The 16,819-nt window shown below is 75.0% G+C and carries 23 protein-coding genes and 1 riboswitch; of the genes, 18 read left to right on the plus strand and 5 right to left on the minus strand.

Going from position 1 to position 16,819, the window contains the following annotated elements; translation table 11 throughout:
* Positions 1 to 31 precede the first annotated feature (31 nt).
* The 9 genes from SMD20_RS07725 (at position 32) to SMD20_RS07765 (ending at position 6,946) form a co-directional block, all read left to right on the plus strand.
* Positions 32 to 550 (plus strand): GNAT family N-acetyltransferase, encoded by a 519-nt coding sequence (locus SMD20_RS07725; RefSeq protein ID WP_329576879.1) that lies wholly within the window; start codon positions 32 to 34, stop codon positions 548 to 550.
* Between the two features lie 158 nt (positions 551 to 708).
* The gene (locus SMD20_RS07730; RefSeq protein WP_329576882.1) at positions 709 to 1,317 is read left to right on the plus strand and encodes a biotin transporter BioY; all 609 of its coding nucleotides are present in this window, start codon (positions 709 to 711) and stop codon (positions 1,315 to 1,317) included.
* Between the two features lie 7 nt (positions 1,318 to 1,324).
* Complete coding sequence (locus SMD20_RS07735; RefSeq protein ID WP_329576885.1) at positions 1,325 to 2,701, plus strand: AMP-binding protein; 1,377 nt, start codon at positions 1,325 to 1,327, stop codon at positions 2,699 to 2,701.
* Positions 2,698 to 3,909: a thiolase family protein gene (locus tag SMD20_RS07740; RefSeq protein WP_329576888.1), complete on the plus strand. Its 1,212-nt coding sequence runs from the start codon at positions 2,698 to 2,700 to the stop codon at positions 3,907 to 3,909. Before SMD20_RS07735 ends, SMD20_RS07740 begins: the two co-directional genes overlap by 4 nt.
* A 12-nt stretch (positions 3,910 to 3,921) precedes the next feature.
* Positions 3,922 to 4,596, plus strand: a complete 675-nt coding sequence (locus SMD20_RS07745; protein WP_329576891.1) for an energy-coupling factor ABC transporter ATP-binding protein — start codon at positions 3,922 to 3,924, stop codon at positions 4,594 to 4,596.
* On the plus strand, positions 4,593 to 5,198 hold the full coding sequence (locus SMD20_RS07750; RefSeq protein ID WP_329576892.1) for an energy-coupling factor transporter transmembrane component T family protein: 606 nt from the start codon (positions 4,593 to 4,595) through the stop codon (positions 5,196 to 5,198). Before SMD20_RS07745 ends, SMD20_RS07750 begins: the two co-directional genes overlap by 4 nt.
* A 58-nt stretch (positions 5,199 to 5,256) precedes the next feature.
* Entirely contained in the window at positions 5,257 to 5,622 is a 366-nt protein-coding gene (locus SMD20_RS07755; protein WP_329576895.1) for an ArsR/SmtB family transcription factor, read from the plus strand.
* Positions 5,609 to 6,223 carry an SRPBCC family protein gene (locus SMD20_RS07760; RefSeq protein WP_329576898.1) on the plus strand — a complete coding sequence of 205 codons (615 nt, stop codon included), beginning with the start codon at positions 5,609 to 5,611 and terminating at the stop codon, positions 6,221 to 6,223. The genes SMD20_RS07755 and SMD20_RS07760 overlap by 14 nt, the downstream gene beginning before the upstream one ends.
* A gap of 84 nt (positions 6,224 to 6,307) precedes the next feature.
* The gene (locus SMD20_RS07765) at positions 6,308 to 6,946 is read left to right on the plus strand and encodes an NAD(P)-dependent oxidoreductase (protein ID WP_329576900.1); all 639 of its coding nucleotides are present in this window, start codon (positions 6,308 to 6,310) and stop codon (positions 6,944 to 6,946) included.
* A 48-nt stretch (positions 6,947 to 6,994) separates the two neighbouring features.
* On the opposite strand, the gene SMD20_RS07770 is transcribed toward SMD20_RS07765, so the two are convergent.
* On the minus strand, positions 6,995 to 7,342 hold the full coding sequence (locus tag SMD20_RS07770; protein WP_329576903.1) for a YdeI/OmpD-associated family protein: 348 nt from the start codon (positions 7,340 to 7,342) through the stop codon (positions 6,995 to 6,997).
* Between the two features lie 61 nt (positions 7,343 to 7,403).
* Between SMD20_RS07770 and SMD20_RS07775 the strand changes: the two genes are divergently transcribed.
* Positions 7,404 to 8,372 (plus strand): helix-turn-helix transcriptional regulator, encoded by a 969-nt coding sequence (locus SMD20_RS07775; protein WP_329576906.1) that lies wholly within the window; start codon positions 7,404 to 7,406, stop codon positions 8,370 to 8,372.
* Positions 8,373 to 8,443: 71 nt separating this feature from the next.
* A complete protein-coding gene (locus SMD20_RS07780; protein WP_329576909.1) occupies positions 8,444 to 9,061 on the plus strand; it encodes a DedA family protein in 618 nt (205 codons plus the stop codon).
* Positions 9,062 to 9,113: 52 nt separating this feature from the next.
* Here the strand turns inward: SMD20_RS07780 and SMD20_RS07785 are convergent, their stop codons facing one another.
* On the minus strand, positions 9,114 to 9,437 hold the full coding sequence (locus tag SMD20_RS07785) for a DMT family transporter (protein WP_329576912.1): 324 nt from the start codon (positions 9,435 to 9,437) through the stop codon (positions 9,114 to 9,116).
* Positions 9,438 to 9,453: 16 nt separating this feature from the next.
* Positions 9,454 to 9,521, minus strand: a riboswitch (guanidine-III (ykkC-III) riboswitch).
* An 89-nt stretch (positions 9,522 to 9,610) separates the two neighbouring features.
* Between SMD20_RS07785 and SMD20_RS07790 the strand changes: the two genes are divergently transcribed.
* The gene (locus SMD20_RS07790) at positions 9,611 to 10,522 is read left to right on the plus strand and encodes an NAD(P)-dependent oxidoreductase (RefSeq protein WP_329576915.1); all 912 of its coding nucleotides are present in this window, start codon (positions 9,611 to 9,613) and stop codon (positions 10,520 to 10,522) included.
* The gene (locus SMD20_RS07795; RefSeq protein ID WP_329576918.1) at positions 10,516 to 11,232 is read left to right on the plus strand and encodes an SDR family NAD(P)-dependent oxidoreductase; all 717 of its coding nucleotides are present in this window, start codon (positions 10,516 to 10,518) and stop codon (positions 11,230 to 11,232) included. The genes SMD20_RS07790 and SMD20_RS07795 overlap by 7 nt, the downstream gene beginning before the upstream one ends.
* A 38-nt stretch (positions 11,233 to 11,270) precedes the next feature.
* Here the strand turns inward: SMD20_RS07795 and SMD20_RS07800 are convergent, their stop codons facing one another.
* Entirely contained in the window at positions 11,271 to 12,101 is an 831-nt protein-coding gene (locus tag SMD20_RS07800) for a helix-turn-helix domain-containing protein (RefSeq protein WP_329576920.1), read from the minus strand.
* Positions 12,102 to 12,164: 63 nt separating this feature from the next.
* Between SMD20_RS07800 and SMD20_RS07805 the strand changes: the two genes are divergently transcribed.
* Positions 12,165 to 12,602 carry an SRPBCC family protein gene (locus SMD20_RS07805; protein ID WP_329576923.1) on the plus strand — a complete coding sequence of 146 codons (438 nt, stop codon included), beginning with the start codon at positions 12,165 to 12,167 and terminating at the stop codon, positions 12,600 to 12,602.
* 9 nt (positions 12,603 to 12,611) lie between these two features.
* Here SMD20_RS07805 and SMD20_RS07810 read toward each other — a convergent pair whose 3' ends face one another.
* Entirely contained in the window at positions 12,612 to 12,971 is a 360-nt protein-coding gene (locus SMD20_RS07810) for a winged helix-turn-helix transcriptional regulator (protein WP_329576926.1), read from the minus strand.
* A 94-nt stretch (positions 12,972 to 13,065) separates the two neighbouring features.
* On the opposite strand from SMD20_RS07810, the gene SMD20_RS07815 reads away from it, so the two are divergent.
* On the plus strand, positions 13,066 to 13,941 hold the full coding sequence (locus tag SMD20_RS07815) for an NAD(P)-dependent oxidoreductase (protein ID WP_329576928.1): 876 nt from the start codon (positions 13,066 to 13,068) through the stop codon (positions 13,939 to 13,941).
* A 126-nt stretch (positions 13,942 to 14,067) separates the two neighbouring features.
* On the plus strand, positions 14,068 to 14,736 hold the full coding sequence (locus SMD20_RS07820) for a class I SAM-dependent DNA methyltransferase (RefSeq protein WP_329592468.1): 669 nt from the start codon (positions 14,068 to 14,070) through the stop codon (positions 14,734 to 14,736).
* Between the two features lies 1 nt (position 14,737).
* On the opposite strand, the gene SMD20_RS07825 is transcribed toward SMD20_RS07820, so the two are convergent.
* Complete coding sequence (locus SMD20_RS07825) at positions 14,738 to 15,436, minus strand: CTP synthase C-terminal region-related (seleno)protein (protein ID WP_329576931.1); 699 nt, start codon at positions 15,434 to 15,436, stop codon at positions 14,738 to 14,740.
* 89 nt (positions 15,437 to 15,525) lie between these two features.
* Between SMD20_RS07825 and SMD20_RS07830 the strand changes: the two genes are divergently transcribed.
* Together SMD20_RS07830 and SMD20_RS07835 are read left to right on the plus strand one after the other, a co-directional pair.
* A complete protein-coding gene (locus SMD20_RS07830; RefSeq protein ID WP_329576934.1) occupies positions 15,526 to 15,876 on the plus strand; it encodes an iron chaperone in 351 nt (116 codons plus the stop codon).
* Positions 15,877 to 15,917: 41 nt separating this feature from the next.
* The gene (locus SMD20_RS07835; protein ID WP_329576935.1) at positions 15,918 to 16,808 is read left to right on the plus strand and encodes a LysR family transcriptional regulator; all 891 of its coding nucleotides are present in this window, start codon (positions 15,918 to 15,920) and stop codon (positions 16,806 to 16,808) included.
* The last annotated feature ends 11 nt before the right edge of the window (positions 16,809 to 16,819 follow it).

The following is a 16,819-nucleotide window of genomic DNA, read 5'->3' on the forward strand; positions in this document are numbered from 1 at the left end:
CCCACTGGCGCCCGCTGGAAGGACCCCGCGTATGTACGCCATCGACCTGCTGCCGGCCGAGGAGTTCGACGCCGCGATCAAGGATCTGGCCGTTTTGCTCGCCGACGCCGTGGACGACGGCGCGTCCGTCGGCTTCCTGTCCCCGTTCAGCCTGGAGGAGGCCGCCGCCTGGTGGCGGGCCCAGGCCCCGGCCGTGGCCGCGGGCACGTTCCGGGTCTGGGTCGCCCGTGACGCCTCCGGCGTCGCCGGCACGATCGGCCTCGCCCTGGCCACCAAGCCCAACTCCCACTACCGTGGCGAGATCGTGAAGCTGATGGTCCACCGCGACGCCCGGGGCCGCGGCCTGTCCCGCGCGCTGCTCGCCGCCGCCGAGCGGGCCGCGCTCGCCGACGGCGTCCACCTGCTGATGCTCGACACCGAGACCGGCAGCACCGCCGAGCACGTCTACCTCACCGGCGGCTGGACCCGCTACGGCATCGTCCCCGGCTACGCCGCCTCCCCGGACGGCACGCCGGCCGCCTGCAGCTTCTTCTACAAAGACCTCCGGTGAGCTGACGCGGCCTGGGCCGTGCTCGTCGCCAGAATGCGAGGACCCTTCACCCTGTCCACCGGCCGCCGGAGGGTATCGTTCGATCGCAGATGAACGGCCGGATTGTTGTGGGAACCCTCCATGACCGAAGCATGCCGTTCTGGTGTGAGATCGACTCCATGAAGAATGCAGGCAAGTGGCGACGGTTCCCCACCGGAGACCTGGCGAGGGTGGCGGTGTTCGCCGCGCTCATCGCCGTGCTCGGGCTCGCGGGTTCGGTCAACGTCTTCGGAAACCTGGTCCCGATCACCCTCCAGACCCTGGGCGTGATGCTGGCCGGGGTGATCCTCGGCGCGCGGCGGGGCGCGCTGGCCGTCGCCGTGCTGCTGGTGCTGGTGGCGGCCGGGCTGCCGCTGCTGGCGGGCGGGCGCGGCGGGCTGGGCGCGTTCATCGGGCCCTCGGCCGGGTTCCTCATCGGCTGGCTGCCCGGCGCGGCCGTGACCGGCTGGCTCACCGAGCGGGCCGGTCGCAGCCCGAGCCTGCTCCAGCTCGTCGTGGCCTGCCTGGTCGGCGGCATCGGCGTGATCTACCTGTTCGGCATCCCGGTGCAGGCGCTGGTCACCGGCGCGTCGCTGCCGACGACCGCGGCGCTCAGCGCCGCCTTCCTGCCCGGCGACGTCATCAAGGCGGTGCTGGCCGCGGTCGTGGCGCGGGGCGTCCAGCGGGCCTATCCGGACGCGGTGCCCGCCGTGCACCGCGAACGGTTCCGGACCGGCTGGGGGCGTTGAGCGGCTCATGCCGGTAGCAGCACACGTCCTGCGGCACGCCGCCGCCCGCCCCGGCGCCGTCGCGCTGCGCGGGCCGCGCCGCGAGCTCACCTACGCCGGGCTGGCCGGCGACGTCCAAGGCGCCGCGCGGCGGCTGCGCGGTCAAGGCATACGTCCCGGCTCGCTCGTCGCGATCGGGCTCGCCGACCCGGTCGCGCTGCTGACCGCCGTGCTGGCGGCCGACCTCGCCGGGGCCACCCCGCTCGTCGGCGACCCGGCCTGGGACCGGCGGCGCTGGGCGCGCATGCTCGCCGCCGCGCCCCCGGACCTGCTGGTCGACGAGCCGCTGCCGGCCGCGCCCGGCCCCGCGATCGTCCCCCATCCCGCCCCCGGTGACCTCGCCTGGGCCTGCTTCACCTCCGGCAGCACCGGCCGCCCCCGCGCGATCGTCCGCACCCGCGCCTCCTGGACGGGGTCGTTCCCGCACCTGGCGGACCTGGCCGGGATGAGCGCCGACGACGTGGTGCTGGTGCCGGGACCGCTGTGGTCCTCCCTGTACGCCTTCGCCGCCGTGCACGCCCTGGCCACCGGCGCGACCGCGCTCGTCCCCGGCCGCCGGCCGGTCGGCCGCGGCCCCGAGGGCCTGGCCGCGCACCTGGACCGGGCCACGGTCGTGCATGTGGTGCCGCACCTGCTGCCCGCCGTGCTCGCCGCCTCCGGATCGGTGCGCGCCGCCGTGGCGGGCGGGGCCGCGCTCGCCCCCGGCGTACGTGCCGCCGCCGGGCGGGCCGGGATCCGGGTGGTGGCCTACTACGGGGCGAGCGAGCTGTCGTTCGTCGCCGCCGACGCCGACGGGACGGGGCTGCGCCCGTTCCCCGGGACCGAGATCGAGGTCCGGCCCGGCGCGGGCGGGCTGGGGGAGGTGTGGGCGCGCTCGCCCTGGCTGGCCGAGGGCTACCTGGGCGGCGCGAGCGGGCCGCTCCGCCGCGACGGCGACGGCTGGATGACCGTCGGCGACGTCGCCCACCCCTACCGGCCGGGGGAGCCGCTGCGGCTGCGCGGGCGCGGCGACGGCGCGATCCAGACCGGCGGGGCCACCGTCGTGCCCGAGGACGTCGAGGAGGTGCTGCGCAAGGTGCCCGGCGTGGGCGACATCGTGGTGATCGGCTCGCCGCACCCGTCCCTGGGCTCGGTGGTGACCGCGGTCGTCGAGGGCGACGGCGGCGCGCCGCCGTCGCGGGCGCTGCTGGAGGCGGTGGCGCGGAGCGGGCTGGACGCGGCGCAGCGGCCCCGCCGCTGGTACGCGGTGCCCAGCCTGCCCCGCACCGGCGCGGGCAAGCCGGCCCGCGCGCTGGTCGCGTCCCGGCTCGCCGGCGGCGACCCCGGCATCAGGCGGCTGACGTGACCGGCTCCGGCATCGGGGCGGCCGGTGTGACCGGCTCCGGCGTCAGCGCGGCCGGCGTGACCGATCCGGCCGCGCCCGTCGTCGTGGCGGCCCGCCGCACTCCCATCGGCACGGCCGGACACGCCTACAAGGACCTCACCGTCGAGCTGCTGGCCGCCCCGGTCGTCGCCGCCGTCGCCCGCGACGCCCGCCTGGACGGGCGGCCCGTGGACGACGTCGTGCTCGGCAACTGCATGGGCCCCGGCGGCAACGTCGCCAGGGTCGCGGCACTGGCCGCCGGGCTGGGGAACGAGGTGCCCGGCCTCACCGTGGACCGGCAGTGCGGCAGCGGGCTGGCCGCGATCCTGGTGGCGGCGCAGGCCGTACGCGCGGGAGATGCGGACCTGGTGATCGCGGGCGGGGCCGAGAGCGCCTCGACCGCGCCGCTGCGTACCCGCAAGGGGGAGAGCGAGCCCTACGCGCGGGCGCCGTTCGCGCCGGACGGCCACCCGGACCCCGACATGGGACCCGCCGCCGAGGCGCTGGCCGCGGCCCGCGGCATCACCCGCGCCCGCCAGGACGCCTACGCCGCCCGCAGCCACGCCGCCGCCCTCGCCGCCCGCGACGCGGGCGCCTTCACCGAGGAGATCGTCCCGGTCGGCGGCCGGCACGACGACCAGCGCCCGCGCCCGCTGCGCGTGGCGTCCCTGGCCCGCCTCCCGGCCGCGTTCACCACATCCGTGACGGCCGGTACAGTGACGGCCGGTAACTCCTCCCCGATCAGCGACGGCGCGGCGGCCGTGGCCGTGGTGCCGGAACGGCTGCGCGCCGGCCGGCCCGGGCTGCGGCTGGTGGCCGGGGCCGTGACCGGCTGCGACCCCGCGCTGCCCGGCTGGGGTCCGGTGCCCGCCGTGCGGCGCGTGCTGGCACGCGCCGGGGCCGGCATGGAAGAGGTGGCGGCCGTGGAGCTCGTGGAGGCGTTCGCCGCCCAGGTCCTGGCCGTCACCGACGCCCTCGGGCTCGACCCGCTCGGCGCCGACGCCGGCCGCGTCTGTCCCGGCGGCGGCGCGCTGGCGCTCGGCCACCCCTGGGGAGCGACCGGCGCGGTCGTGGTGACCCGGCTGTTCACCCGGCTGGTACGCGACGGCGCCCCGCCCGGCACGCTGGGCCTGGCCGCGGCGGCCGTCGGCGGCGGCATGGGCGTGGCGGCCCTGTTCGAGGTGGTGTGAAGTGGGGGGAACGTGATCGAGTTCGCGGACGTACGGGTCCGGCTCGGCGAGCGGGACGTGCTGCGCGGCGTCACCGCCTCGCTCGGCGAGCGGCGGATCGGCGTGGTCGGGGCCAACGGCTCCGGCAAGAGCACGCTCGCGCGCCTGATCAACGGCCTGGCGCTGCCGACGTCCGGCACCGTCACCGTGCTCGGCCTGGACACCCGCCGCCACGCGGCGAAGATCAGGCGCGACGTCGGCTTCCTGTTCACCGACCCCGACGCCCAGATCGTCATGCCGACGGTGGCCGAGGACGTCGCGTTCTCGCTGCGCCGCCACCGCCTGCCCCGCGAGGAGGCCGACCGGCGGGTCGCCGAGGTCCTCGGCCGCTACGGCCTGGCCGGTCACGCCGACCATCCGGCCCATCACCTGTCCGGCGGGCAGAAACAGCTTCTCGCGCTGTGCTCGGTGATGGTGCTGGAGCCGCAGGTGATCGTCATGGACGAGCCCACCACGCTGCTCGACCTGCGCCACTCGCGCCAGGTGGCCGGCCTGCTGCGCGAGCTGCCGCAGCAGGTGGTGGTGGTCACCCACGACCTGCCGCTGCTGGCCGGCTTCGACCGCGTGCTCGTGCTCGACGAGGGCCGCGTGGTCGCCGACGGCGCCCCCGAGGAGGCCGTCGGCCACTACCGGAAGCTCATGGCGTGAACGGCCGGGCCGGCGCCTACGTCCCCGGCGCCTCGCCGCTGCACCGGCTGCCCGCCGGGGCCAAGCTGGCCGGGCTCGCCGTCGTCTGCACGGCCCTGGTGCTGCTGCGCTCGCCGCTCGCGCTGGGGGGCGCGGCGGCGCTCACGGCGGCCCTGTACGCCCTGTCCCGCGTCGGCGTGGCCGCGGCGTGGGCGCAGGTGCGGCCGGTGCGCTGGTTCGCGGTGGCGCTGTTCGCCCTGCAGTGGGCGTTCGTCGGCGTGGAGGGGGCGACGGTCACGACCCTGCGGGTGGTGCTCGCCGTGGCGCTGGCCGGGCTGGTGACGGTCACCACGCGCACCTCGGAGATGATGGCCGTGCTGGAGCGGCTGATGGCCCCGGCGCGGCTGGTCGGGCTGGACCCGTTCCGGCTGTCGCTGCTGCTGTCGCTGACGATCAGGACGGTGCCGGTGCTGGCGGATCTGGCGGGCCGGGTACGCGACGCGCAGCGGGCCCGCGGGGTCGAGCGCAGCCTGCGGGCCTTCGCGGTGCCGCTGGTGGTCGGCGCGCTGCGGCACGCCGACGCCCTGGGCGAGGCGTTGAGCGCCCGCGGCCTGGACGACTGACCCGCGCGCCCTTATCCCAGATTTGACTTATATAAGCACGACCTGAAATACTCGGGACGTGCACGCATTCGACGTCCTCGGCGATCCGGTCCGGCGCCGGATCCTGGAGCTCCTCGCCGGCGGTGAGCGAAGCTCCGGAGAGGTCACCGCCGTCATCCAGCAGGAGTTCGGCATCTCCCAGCCGGCCGTCTCACAGCACCTGCGGGTGCTGCGCGACAACGGGTTCGCCAGTGTGCGGGCCGCCGGCACCCGGCGGCTCTACGCCGTCGAGGCCGGGCCGCTGCGGGAGGTCGACCTCTGGCTGGAGCGCTTCCGCGGGTTCTGGGACCAGCGCCTCGACGCCCTGGCCACCGAGCTGGCCCGCGGCAAGCGCGAACGCAGACCGGCCACCGAGAAGAAGGAGACTACTGATGAACATGGTTGACGAGATCACCCGGGCGCACCGGGAGTTGTTCAACGGCGAGCGCAAGGAGCTGGTCATCCGCCGCCGCTACGAGGCCGAGATCGAGGACGTGTGGGACGCCTGCACCGACGCCGACCGCCTCAAGCGCTGGTTCCTGCCGGTGAGCGGCGAGCTGAGACTCGGCGGCAGATACCAGTTCGAGGGCAACGCCGGCGGCGAGGTCCTGGAGTGCGTGCCGCCCCGGCGGTTCAAGGTGAGCTGGGCGATGGGCGACGCCCCGGGCCTGTCGGAGGTCGAGGTCGAGCTGACGTCCGAGGGCGGCGCCACCCTGTTCGAGCTGCGGCACGTCGCCGAGGTCCCGCCGGAGATGTGGGAGGGGTTCGGCTGCGGCGGGGTCGGCGTCGGCTGGGACCTCGGGCTGCTCGGCCTGGCCCTGCACCTCTCCGGCGGCGAGAAGGTGGGTGAGGACACCTTCCACCTGACGCCGGAGGGGCGGCAGGTCATCACCGCCTCGGCCCGGGCATGGGGCGAGGCGGAGCAGGCGGCCGGCATCCCGGCCGAGCAGGCCGCCGCCCACGTCACCGCCGTCACCGCCTTCTACGCGCCCGAGCCCGGCGCGTAGATCGGGCCGTCAGGGCGGGCGGGGGGTCTCGGAGGTAGGGTGGTGAGTGAACATTCACTAACCCCTCCGAGAAAGGGGACGCCCATGAGGCTGGCAGTCTTCGGAGCGACCGGCGGCATCGGGCTCGAACTGGTCCGCCAGGGCCTCGACCGGGGCCACGCGGTCACCGCCGTCGTGCGCGACGCCGCCCGGCTGCCCGCCGGGCTCCGCGACCGCGTCGAGGTCGTCGAGGCCGACGTGATGGACCCCGCCGCCGTCGCCCCCGGCGTCGAGGGCCGCGACGCCGTGCTCAGCGCCATGGGCAGCCGCGAGCGCGGCCCCACCACCGTCCACTCCGGCAGCGTCGCCGCCATCACCGAGGCCATGCGCCGCGCCGGCGTGCGGCGCGTGCTGACCGTCGGCGCGGCCGGCATGGTGGCCGACGCGGGCGACGGCCCCTTCACCCGGTACGTGCTCAAGCCGCTCATCCTGCAGCCGCTGCTCCGCCACTCCTACACCGACCTCGCGGCCTCGGAGGAGCTGCTGCGCCGCGCCGGCCTCGACTGGACCGTGGTCCGGCCCGGCCGGCTGCGCGACGCCCCGCCGACCGGCCGCTACCGCACCTCCTGGGACCGCTGCGTCAGGGGCGGCCACAGCACCGTCCGCGCCGACACGGCCGACTGCATGCTCTCCCTCCTGGACGATCCGGCGAGCGCCGGCCACGTCGTGTACGTGACCTCCTGACGCGTGACCTTCTGCCGCGTGACCTCCTGACAGGGGCAGGGACGCGGGTCAGGCGGGCCAGCGGCCGTCGGCCCGCGCTCGTTCGACGGCCGCGAGCCCGGCCGGGCGCATCCGGCCGGCCGACGTCAGCCGCGCCACCCGGTCAACGTTCGACCGCGACCAGGCGCTGCGCGGCCGGCGCGGGGTGTAGCGCTGCAGGTACGTCGCCGCGTCCCGCGAGCGGGTCAGCCCGTCGATCCAGCCGTGGCACAGGGCCTCCTCCAGCGCCTCCTCGTACGTCAGCCGGGTCGGCTCGACGGTGCCCTTCTTGGCGAGCACGACCCACACCTCGCTCGCGCTGCCGGCGTGCCGCTCCAGCCAGTCCCGCCAGGCGGCGGCGTCCTCGAAGATCTCCATGGGTCCATCATCGTGCCCAAAGCGCTCATCCCCTGAGCGCTTTTCCTGCCAGGATGAACGCATGCGCGCAGACCGCCTGGTCGCCGCCCTCCTCCTGCTCCAGGGGCGCGGCCGCCTGACCGCCTCGGAGCTGGCCGGGGAGCTGGAGATCTCCGTCGCCACCGCCCGCCGCGACCTGGAGGCGCTGTCGGCCGCGGGCATCCCCGTCTACCCGCAGCCGGGACGCGGGGGCGGCTGGTCGCTGGTGGGCGGGGCGCGTACGGACCTGACCGGGCTCACCGCCGCCGAGGCGCGGGCGCTGTTCCTGCTCCTCGGACCGGCCACGCCCGCCGCGCCGGCGCTCACCTCGGCCCTGCGCAAGCTCGTACGGGCGCTGCCGGCCACCTTCCGCGCGGACGCCGAGGCGGCCGCGCGGGCGGTGGTGTCGGACCCGGCCGGCTGGGGCGAGGCGGGACGGGAGCCGCCCGCCCTCGTACGGACGCTGCAGGACGCGGTCGTCGCCGGGCGCAAGGTGCGCCTCACCTACGCGCGCAAGGGCGGCGAGCCGGCCGAGCGGCTGGTCGATCCCCTCGGACTGGTGGACAAGGACGGCCTGTGGTACCTCGTGGCGGGCACCGGGGCGGGGCGGCGGACGTACCGGGTGGACCGCGTCACCGCCGCCGAGACCACCGAGCTGCCCGCCGAGCGGCCGGACGGCTTCGACCTCGCGGCGGAATGGGAGCGCGTCGTCGGCGAGGTCGAACGCCGCCGCTCCCTCGTGACGGCGGTGGTGCTCGTCGCCGGGCGGCACGCCGGGATCCTGCGCGACCACTTCGGACGCCACTGCGAGGTGCTCGGGCACGAGCCGGACGGCCGGGCCCGGGTGCGGGTCGCCGCCCCGATGGCCCTGTCGATCGCCGAGCAGCTGGCCGGATGGGGCGCCCAGGTGGAGGTCGTCGAGCCGGAGGAGGTGCGCGCCGAGCTGGCCAGGATCGGCGCGGAACTGGTCGCCCGCCACGCGCCGAGAACGGCCGTGAGGCCGGAGGGGTGAGGTTTACCCCCGGTGCACCCGGGCAGCAGCTTCATTCCGAACTTATCTGATCATCTCTAGCCTTGAGGCTCATGACTGACTGGCTCATCGGACTGATGGAGACGCTGGGGGCCCCTGGGGCGGGCCTCGCGATCGCGTTGGAGAACCTCTTCCCGCCCCTCCCCAGCGAGGTGATCCTGCCCATGGCGGGCTTCACCGCGAGCCAGGGGGAGCTGGACCTGCTGGACGTGATCGTGTGGACCACCATCGGCTCCGTCGTCGGGGCGCTGGCGCTGTACTGGGTGGGCGCGATGCTCGGGCGCGACCGCGTGATCCGCCTGGTGGAGCGGATGCCGCTGCTGAAGACGTCCGACATCGAGAAGACCGAGGCGTTCTTCCAGCGGCACGGCCGCAAGACGGTCTTCTTCGGCCGGATGATCCCCGTCTTCCGCAGCCTCATCTCCATCCCGGCGGGGGTGGAGCGCATGCCGCTGCCCATGTTCCTGCTCCTCACCACCGGGGGCAGCCTGATCTGGAACGTCATCTTCGTCTACGCCGGCTACCTGCTCGGGGAGCAGTGGCACCTCGTGGAGACGTACGTCGGGGTCGGCACCAACGTGGTGATCGGGATCGTCGTGCTCGCCGTGCTGGTGTTCATCGGGGTACGGGTGGCCGAGCGGCGCAAGGAGAAGAACGCCTCGCGCCGCTGACCCGGAGAGCGCCCCGCCCCGAGGGGCGGGGCGCTCTCCCTCAGTGGCTCTGTCAGTGGCCGCCGCCGGCCAGGTTGAGGCCGACGACGCCGAGGAGGATGAGCCCGATCGAGATCAGCTTCAGCGGGGACGTGTTCTCACCGAGCGCGATCATGCCGAGCGTGGCGGTGCCGACGGCGCCGATGCCGGTCCACACCGCGTAGGCGGTGCCGACCTCCAGGTTCTTCAGCGCCAGCGCGAGCAGCCCGAACGACAGCACCGCGGACACGCCGAAGGCGACGCTCGGCCAGAGCGCGGAGAACCCGTTGGTGAGCTTGAGCGAGTAGGCCATGACGACCTCGAACAGACCGGCGGCGATGACCAACAACCAGGCCATGACGGCTCCTTCCTAGGGAGCGTCGTCTTTGCAGGCCGGGTACGGCGCGTCTCGTCCGGGCGGGCCACCGGATCGGGGCCCGCAACCACGACAACGGCCTGCCCGCCGCTCCTATTCCGGTCTGCCCGATCACAACCGTTCAAGACCCGCGCCCCCTCCCTCCGCTACAACGGATGCCGTCGGAGAGGGAGGTGGGGCGGATGACGGTGGGGTTCGCCGGGCTGGGCCTCATGGGACAGCCGATGGCGGTCAACCTGGCCAGGGCCGGCACGCCGCTCGTGGTGTGGAACCGGACCCCGTCCCGCGCCGAGGCGCCGCGGGCGGCCGGGGCGCGGGTGGCGGCGGACCCGGACGAGCTGTTCCTGCGGGCGCGGGTGGTGCTGCTCATGCTGGCCGACGAGGCCGCCGTGGACGCCGTGCTGGGCCGCGGCACCCCGAGCTTCGAGGCGCGCGTGTCCGGCCGGATCGTGGTGCACATGGGGACGACCGCGCCCGCGTACTCCGCGGCGCTGGCCGGCGACGTGCTCGCGGCGGGCGGCCGGTACGTGGAGGCCCCGGTGTCGGGCTCGCGCGGCCCCGCCGAGGCCGGCCGGCTCGTGGCGATGCTGGCGGGCGAACCGGGCGCCGTGGAGGAGGTACGGCCGCTGCTGGCCCCGATGTGCTCAGGGACGGTGCCGTGCGGGCCGGTCCCCGGCGCGCTGCTGATGAAGCTGGCGGTGAACCTGTTCCTCATCACGATGGTGAGCGGGCTGGCCGAGTCGGCCCACTTCGCCGCCCGGCACGGGCTGGACCTGGAGACGTTCGCGCGGGTGCTCGGCGCCGGGCCGATGGCCAGCGACGTCTCGCGGGTCAAGGCGCGCAAGCTGGTCGAGGGCGACTACGCCGCCCAGGCGGCCGTCGCGGACGTGCTGAAGAACAACCGGCTCATCGCCGAGGCGGCACGGGAGCGCGGGGTGGCCGCGCCGCTGCTGGACGTCTGCCACGCGCTGTTCGCCGAGACGCTGCGGCTGGGGCACGGCGGGCTCGACATGGTGGCCGTGATCCGCGCGATCGAGGCCAGGACGGAGAGGGGACGGGCATGGTGACCATCGTCACCGGGGGCTCGCGGGGGATCGGCGGCAGCATCGTGGAGCGGCTGAGCGCGGACGGCGCGAGCGTGCTGTTCACGCACTCCGGCTCCGACGCGGAGGCGCGGGAGCTGGAGCGGCGGCTCGGGCCGCGGGTCCGCGGCCTGCGCCACGACGTCAGGGACGACCCCGGGCCGCTGTTCGCCGCGGCGGAGGCGATGGGCGAGGTGACCGGGCTGGTGAACAACGCGGGCGTCACCGGACGGCTCGGCCCGTTCACCGAGCTGACGGACGACGACCTGCGGCGCGTGGTCGAGGTCAACCTCGTCGCGCCGCTGCGCCTGTGCAGGGAGGCGGCGCGGCGGTGGCGGGGACGGCCGGCGGGCGGGAGGGCCATCGTCACGATCTCGTCGGTCGCGGCCCGTACCGGGTCGCCCGGCGAGTACGTCGCCTACGCCGCCACCAAGGCCGCCGTGGAGACCATGACGATCGGCCTGGCCAAGGAGCTCGCTCCGGAGGTGCGGGTCAACGCCGTGTCGCCGGGCACGATCGACACCTCGATCCACGCGCGGGCGGGCGAGCCGGGACGGGCGTGGCGGGTGGCCGAGCGCGTCCCGCTGGGGCGTCCCGGGCGGCCGGAGGAGATCGCGGCGGCGGTGGCGTGGCTGCTGTCGGGCGAGGCGTCGTACGTGACCGGCGCCGTCCTGAACGTCGCCGGCGGCCTGTGAACCGCTGAGGCCTGTGAACCGCCAAGACCTGTGAGCCGCTAAGGGCGCAGCGCGGCCAGCCAGCGGCCCGGGGTGAGGCCGTAGGCGCGCTTGAACATGCGCGTCATGTGGGCCTGGTCCGCGAATCCCGCCTCCAGGGCCGCCTCGCCCAGCGGCGTGCCGTGCCGGAGCGCCCGCCGTACGACGTCGAGCCGGCGCATCGTGCGGAACCGGGTCGGGCTGGTGCCGAAGGCGGCGCGGAACTGGCGGGCCAGCGTCCACCGGTCGAGCCCCGACGCCCGTTCCAGCTCCGCCACCGTCAGCCGCGCGGCCGGATCGGCCGCGATCAGCTCGCGCACCCGTGCCAGCGCCGCCACCGCCAGGGGCCCCGGCCCGTCCTGAGCAGGGCCGCCGGCGTGCCTGCGCAGCGCGTCGGCCACCAGCACCGCGACCTCCAGCCGCGCGAACTCGCCCAGCGGCTCGTCCATCCGGCGCAGGCAGGTCAGCAGCGACGGGTCCATCCCGGACGGCGCGACGATCGGATCGGCCACGAACGGCAGCGGCCCGCCGCCCAGCGCCTCCCGCACCAGGAACGGATCCACGTACAGGATGCGGTAGCCGAACCCCTCGTCGGTGCCGGCCGCGCCGTCGTGCGGCTCGTCGGGATGCAGGACGTGCCACTCGCCCGGCAGGCAGTGCCGCCGCTCGCCCCGGTAGCGGAAGGTCTGTACGCCGGACAGCGTCACGCCGAGGGCGTAGGTGTCGTGGCGGTGGGTGGCGAACGCCTCGCCGACGAGCGTCGCCTCCAGCCGTTCGATGCCCTCGGCGCCGCTGCCGAAGCGCAGCCGCTGCCCGGGGACCGGCTGCAGATGCTCGCTCAGGTCGTCCATCCCGGACCGGACTCTAGCACCGGGCGCGCGGGGTAGGAGGGAGCGGGAGAGACAGGAGGCGACGTGGGCAGAGCCGTGTACGTCGGCGCCGCCGTCGAGGTGGCGGCGCCGCCCGAGCAGGTGTTCGCGCTGCTCACCGACTGGGCCAGGCAGCGGGAGTGGATGTTCCTGACCGACACCCGCCAGGTGGCCCCGGACGCCGTCGAGGCCTACACCGGGGTGCGGCCGGTCGGGTTCCTGGACACGATGACGATCACCCGGTGGGAGCCGCCGGAGCTGGTGGTGATGGAGCACACCGGGCGGCTGGTGCGCGGCCGGGGCGCGTTCCGGGTGCGCGCGCTCGGGAGCGGCAGCCGGGTGATCTGGACGGAGGAGCTGGTGGCGCCGTTCGGGGCGCTGGGGCGGGCCGGATGGCCGCTGGTGCGCCCGCTGGCCAAGGCGGTGTTCCGCCACAGCCTGCGCAAGCTCGCCGCCCTGGCGACGGCCGAGCGGCGGACGTGACCTCGGGGCTCAGCTGACCACGGAGACCTTCTCCGCGCCGATCCGCCCCATGCGTTCGATGCCCCAGGCACCCAGGGGGGCGAGCGCCGCGTTGAGCGAGACGCCGTGCTCGGTCAGGGAGTACTCGACCTTCGGCGGCACCTCGCGGTAGACCTCGCGATGCACCAGCCCGTCCTCCTCCATCTCGCGCAGATGCTGGACCAGCATCTTCTCGCTGACGCCGGGCAGGCCGCGGCGCAGCTCGGCGAACCGGCGGGTGCCGTGGTGGTGCAGCTCCCAGAGGATCAGCGACTTCCACTTGCCGGCGACGACGTCCATCGCCGCGTCGATGCCGCAGAAGTAGGGACCCCGTCGTGCCGATGCCGTCATCCGCTCTCTCCTCAGGAGTACTTACTTTCAGGTGAGTACCTGACTAATTAGTCCGTACTGGTCAATCCTACCGGTAGTGGCCAGGATTGGGGCCATGACGAAACACGATGACATTCAGGTAAGCGTTCTCGGTCTCGGGGAGATGGGCGGCGCGCTCGCGGCCGCCCTGGTGGCGGCCGGGCATCCGGTGACGGTGTGGAACCGGTCGCCGGGCAAGGCGGACCGCCTGGTCGAGCAGGGCGCGCGGGCCGCCGGCACCGCCGGTGACGCGGTCCGGGCCGGCCGGCTGGTGATCGTCTGCCTGCTGGACGACGCCTCGGTCCGCGAGGTGCTCGAACCGCTCGCGGGCGACCTGGCCGGCCGGACCCTGGTCAACGTCACCACCACGACACCGGCCCAGACGCGGGAGATGGCCGCCTGGGCGGAACGCGTGGGGGCGGCGTACCTGGACGGCGGCATCATGGCCGTGCCGCCGATGATCGGCCGGCCGGGGTCGTCGGTCCTCTACAGCGGGTCGGCGGACGCCTTCCACGAGCACAAGCACCTGCTCGACCTGTGGGGGAGCAGCACCTACTTCGGCGCGGACGCCGGCCTCGCCTCCCTGTACGACCTCGCACTCCTGTCCGGCATGTACGTCATGTTCGCCGGGTTCGTGCACGGCGCCGCCATGGTCGCCCCGGCCGGCGTGACCGCGAGGGAGTTCGCCGCCATGGCCGCCCCGTGGCTGACCGCCATGACCGGCGGCTTCGAAGGGTTCGCCGCGGTGATCGACGGCGGCGACTACACCGTGCCGGGACAGCAGAGCCTGGAGTTCTCCGACCTCGCGCACCTCGTGGCCGCCAGCGCCGACGCGGGCATCAGCACCGAGGTCGTCGCCATGGTCCAGCGGCTCGTGCAGCGCCAGATCGACGCCGGCCACGGGAAGGAGGGCTTCGCCAGGATCATCGAGAGCATCAGGCGGCCGGGCTGACGGCCCGCGCGGAAAAGCGGTGGCAGCGCGCCGGGCGGCGCGGGTAACGTCCCGGACGTGGATGATCCGGACGACGGCTTCTTCGGCGAGAGCGTCGCCGCCGCCTACGACGAGTCCTCGGCCGCCATGTTCGCCCCTGACGCGGTCGAACCGGCCGTGGACCTGCTGGCCGAGCTGGCCGGCGAGGGCCGCGCCCTGGAGCTCGGCGTCGGCACCGGCCGGCTCGCGCTGCCGCTCGCCCGCCGCGGCGTGCCGGTCCACGGCGTCGACCTGTCGCGGGCGATGGTCGAGCGGCTGCGCGCCAAGCCGGGCGGCGCGGACGTCGAGGTGACGATCGGCGACTTCGCCACCACGAAGGTGCCGGGGACGTTCACGGTCGCCTACCTCGTCTTCAACACGATCATGAACCTGACCACCCAGGACGCCCAGGTCGACTGCTTCCGCAACGCCGCCGCCCACCTGGAGCCCGGCGGCTGCTTCGTCGTCGAGGTCGGCGTCCCCGACCTGCGGCGGCTGCCGCCCGGCCAGACGGCCGTGCCGTTCCACACCGGCGACGGCTCGTGGGCCTACGACGTCTACGACGTGGCCACCCAGGCCATGAGCTCCAACTACGTCGAGGTGGCAGGGGGCAGGGGCCGGTTCCGCTCGATCCCGTTCCGGTACGTCTGGCCGGCCGAGCTCGACCTCATGGCCCGCCTCGCCGGGATGCGGCTGCGCGAGCGCTGGGAGGGCTGGACGCGCGAGCCGTTCACCGGCGAGAGCACCCGGCACGTCTCGGTCTGGGAGAAGCCCTGACTCAGACCCGTGAGGCCGCGCCGTGGCGGGCCACGGCGGCGGCGAACGCGGAGATCACCGGATGCGGCCGGCCGTCCCGCTCGGCCAGCTCCGGCTGGAACAGCGTGGCCAGGAAGAACGGATGGCCGGGCAGCTCGGCGACGCGGGCGGTGCCGTCGTCGGCGGCGTGGCCGGAGAAGACCAGCCCGCCCGCGGACAGGGCGTCCCGGTAGGACTCGTTGAGCCCGTACGAGCAGACGTACGACTCCAGCGTCTCGGGCGCGGCCACGATCCGGGCGGCGAGGGTGCCGGGCGTGAGCCGGACCAGACTCTCGTGACCGGCCAGCGAGCAGGCCAGCGGCGTGAGCAGGAAGTCGCGGCCGGCCGAGTCGTTCTCGGCGTGCGCCACGTCGAGGCCGCACACGTGGCGGGCGTACTCGAGGAGCATATGCTGGAAGCCCGCGCAGGTGCCGAGGAACGGCAGGCCGCCCTCCCTGGCCACGCGCACGGCCTCGACCGCGCCCGCCTCGTCCCGGTACGGGCTGCCGGGCAGCAGCCAGACGCCGTCGAAGCCGTCCAGTCCGGCGGCGACGTCCGTGGTGGGGATCCAGTAGGGGTCGAGGGCGATGCCGTCGTGCTCGCGCAGCGCCTCCATGACCCAGGGGACGCGGGTGTGCGAGCGGACGCTGGGGGAGCGGTCCCCGACGAGGGCGATTCTCATGCCACCCATCGTGACGGCCCTTACCGGTGAAGCGCCAACGATGATTCCTGCACCTGCCATAAGGGTTGCTGATGGAATAGCCTGGCGGAATGGCGCAGAGCAAGGCCGGCGACGTCGACGGCTACCTGACCGAGGTCCCCGCGGAACGCAGGGAGGTGCTGACCAGGCTGCGGCAGCTCTGCCGGGAGGAGCTGGTGGGCTTCGACGAGGTCATGGCGTACGGGATGCCGGCGTACGGGCGGGACGGCACCTGCGAGATCGCGTTCGCCAGCCAGAAGCAGTACATCTCCTTCTACCTCATGCGCGGCGACGTCCGCGAGGCGTTCGAGGAGCGGCTGGCCGGCCAGGACATGGGCAAGGGCTGCCTGCGGTTCCGCAAGCCGGAGAACGTCGACTTCGTCCTGCTGCGGGATCTGCTCAAGGCCACCGCCGCCGGGTGAAGCGCCGGCGATGAGCCCTGCCCCTGCTATAAGGGGTGCTGATGGATCCTCATCTGCTGACGACGTTCGTGACCGTGGCCCGGTGCGGCTCCTTCTCGGCCGCCGCGACCGAGCTGGGCTACACACAGTCGGCGATCTCCCAGCAGATCGCCGCGTTGGAGGCCGACCTCGGCCTGCCGCTGCTGAGCCGGCGTCCCGTGGAGCCGACCCCGGCCGGGCGGCGGCTGCTGGAGCACGCCGAGCCGCTGCTGCTGCGGCTGCGCGCGGCCCGCGCCGACGTGCTGCGGACCGCCGCCGCGCCCCGCGACCGGATCGGCCTGGCCGTCACCCCGCTCGGCTTCACCGCCGCTGTCGCCGACCGGCTGGCGCGGGCCCGCGCCGCGCGGCCCCGGCTGGAGGTGACCGTGGTGACGTGCGGGCGCGAGCGGGTCGCCGCGCTGGTGGCCGAGGGGGAGGCGGACCTCGGGCTGGTCGACGGCCTCGCCGCGCCCAGCGACCCGCTGCGGCCGCCCGACGCCGGGCCGATGACGACCGCGGGCGTCGGCGAGGAGGACGTGGTCGTGGCCCTGCCCGCCGGCCATCCCCTGGCCGGGCGGGCGGCGCTGCGGCTGGCCGACCTGGTGGACGCGCGCTGGCTGCGGACGCCGCTCTGCCCGCTGTCCCGGCTGCGCGCCCTCGTCGGCGACGGCTTCCCGGTGGCCCTGGAGCATCGGGGCGACGACGTGCGCACACTGATCGCCCTCGTGGCCGCCGGGCACGGCCTGACCCTGCTGCCCGCCTCCGTCCTGCCGGCCTCCGTCCTGAACGGTGCGGTGGCGGGCGCGGTGGGGGTGCCGGTGTCCGCGCCGCGCCTCGTCCACCGCGTCGAGCTCCTGCACGGCACGCTGCCCCCGGGCCCGGCCGCCGACCTGGCCCGCGCGCTCACCGGCTGACCCGGCTGTCA

This window comes from Nonomuraea sp. LP-02, from assembly GCF_036289125.1.
In the GTDB taxonomy this organism is placed as follows: Bacteria; Actinomycetota; Actinomycetes; order Streptosporangiales; family Streptosporangiaceae; genus Nonomuraea; species Nonomuraea bangladeshensis.

Excerpts from the sequence above, each read along its gene's own strand:
- SMD20_RS07725 (WP_329576879.1), top strand. The coding sequence starts at position 32 with ATGTACGCCATCGACCTGCTGCCGGCCGAGGAGTTCGACGCCGCGATC.
- SMD20_RS07810 (WP_329576926.1), bottom strand. The coding sequence starts at position 12,971 with ATGACGGCATCGGCACGACGGGGTCCCTACTTCTGCGGCATCGACGCG.
- SMD20_RS07825 (WP_329576931.1), bottom strand. The coding sequence starts at position 15,436 with ATGAGAATCGCCCTCGTCGGGGACCGCTCCCCCAGCGTCCGCTCGCAC.
- SMD20_RS07765 (WP_329576900.1), top strand. The coding sequence starts at position 6,308 with ATGAGGCTGGCAGTCTTCGGAGCGACCGGCGGCATCGGGCTCGAACTG.
- SMD20_RS07770 (WP_329576903.1), bottom strand. The coding sequence starts at position 7,342 with ATGGAGATCTTCGAGGACGCCGCCGCCTGGCGGGACTGGCTGGAGCGG.
- SMD20_RS07730 (WP_329576882.1), top strand. The coding sequence starts at position 709 with ATGAAGAATGCAGGCAAGTGGCGACGGTTCCCCACCGGAGACCTGGCG.
- SMD20_RS07815 (WP_329576928.1), top strand. The coding sequence starts at position 13,066 with ATGACGAAACACGATGACATTCAGGTAAGCGTTCTCGGTCTCGGGGAG.
- SMD20_RS07820 (WP_329592468.1), top strand. The coding sequence starts at position 14,068 with ATGTTCGCCCCTGACGCGGTCGAACCGGCCGTGGACCTGCTGGCCGAG.
- SMD20_RS07835 (WP_329576935.1), top strand. The coding sequence starts at position 15,918 with ATGGATCCTCATCTGCTGACGACGTTCGTGACCGTGGCCCGGTGCGGC.
- SMD20_RS07760 (WP_329576898.1), top strand. The coding sequence starts at position 5,609 with ATGAACATGGTTGACGAGATCACCCGGGCGCACCGGGAGTTGTTCAAC.
- SMD20_RS07790 (WP_329576915.1), top strand. The coding sequence starts at position 9,611 with ATGCCGTCGGAGAGGGAGGTGGGGCGGATGACGGTGGGGTTCGCCGGG.
- SMD20_RS07735 (WP_329576885.1), top strand. The coding sequence starts at position 1,325 with ATGCCGGTAGCAGCACACGTCCTGCGGCACGCCGCCGCCCGCCCCGGC.
- SMD20_RS07785 (WP_329576912.1), bottom strand. The coding sequence starts at position 9,437 with ATGGCCTGGTTGTTGGTCATCGCCGCCGGTCTGTTCGAGGTCGTCATG.
- SMD20_RS07795 (WP_329576918.1), top strand. The coding sequence starts at position 10,516 with ATGGTGACCATCGTCACCGGGGGCTCGCGGGGGATCGGCGGCAGCATC.
- SMD20_RS07800 (WP_329576920.1), bottom strand. The coding sequence starts at position 12,101 with ATGGACGACCTGAGCGAGCATCTGCAGCCGGTCCCCGGGCAGCGGCTG.
- SMD20_RS07775 (WP_329576906.1), top strand. The coding sequence starts at position 7,404 with ATGCGCGCAGACCGCCTGGTCGCCGCCCTCCTCCTGCTCCAGGGGCGC.
- SMD20_RS07780 (WP_329576909.1), top strand. The coding sequence starts at position 8,444 with ATGACTGACTGGCTCATCGGACTGATGGAGACGCTGGGGGCCCCTGGG.
- SMD20_RS07830 (WP_329576934.1), top strand. The coding sequence starts at position 15,526 with ATGGCGCAGAGCAAGGCCGGCGACGTCGACGGCTACCTGACCGAGGTC.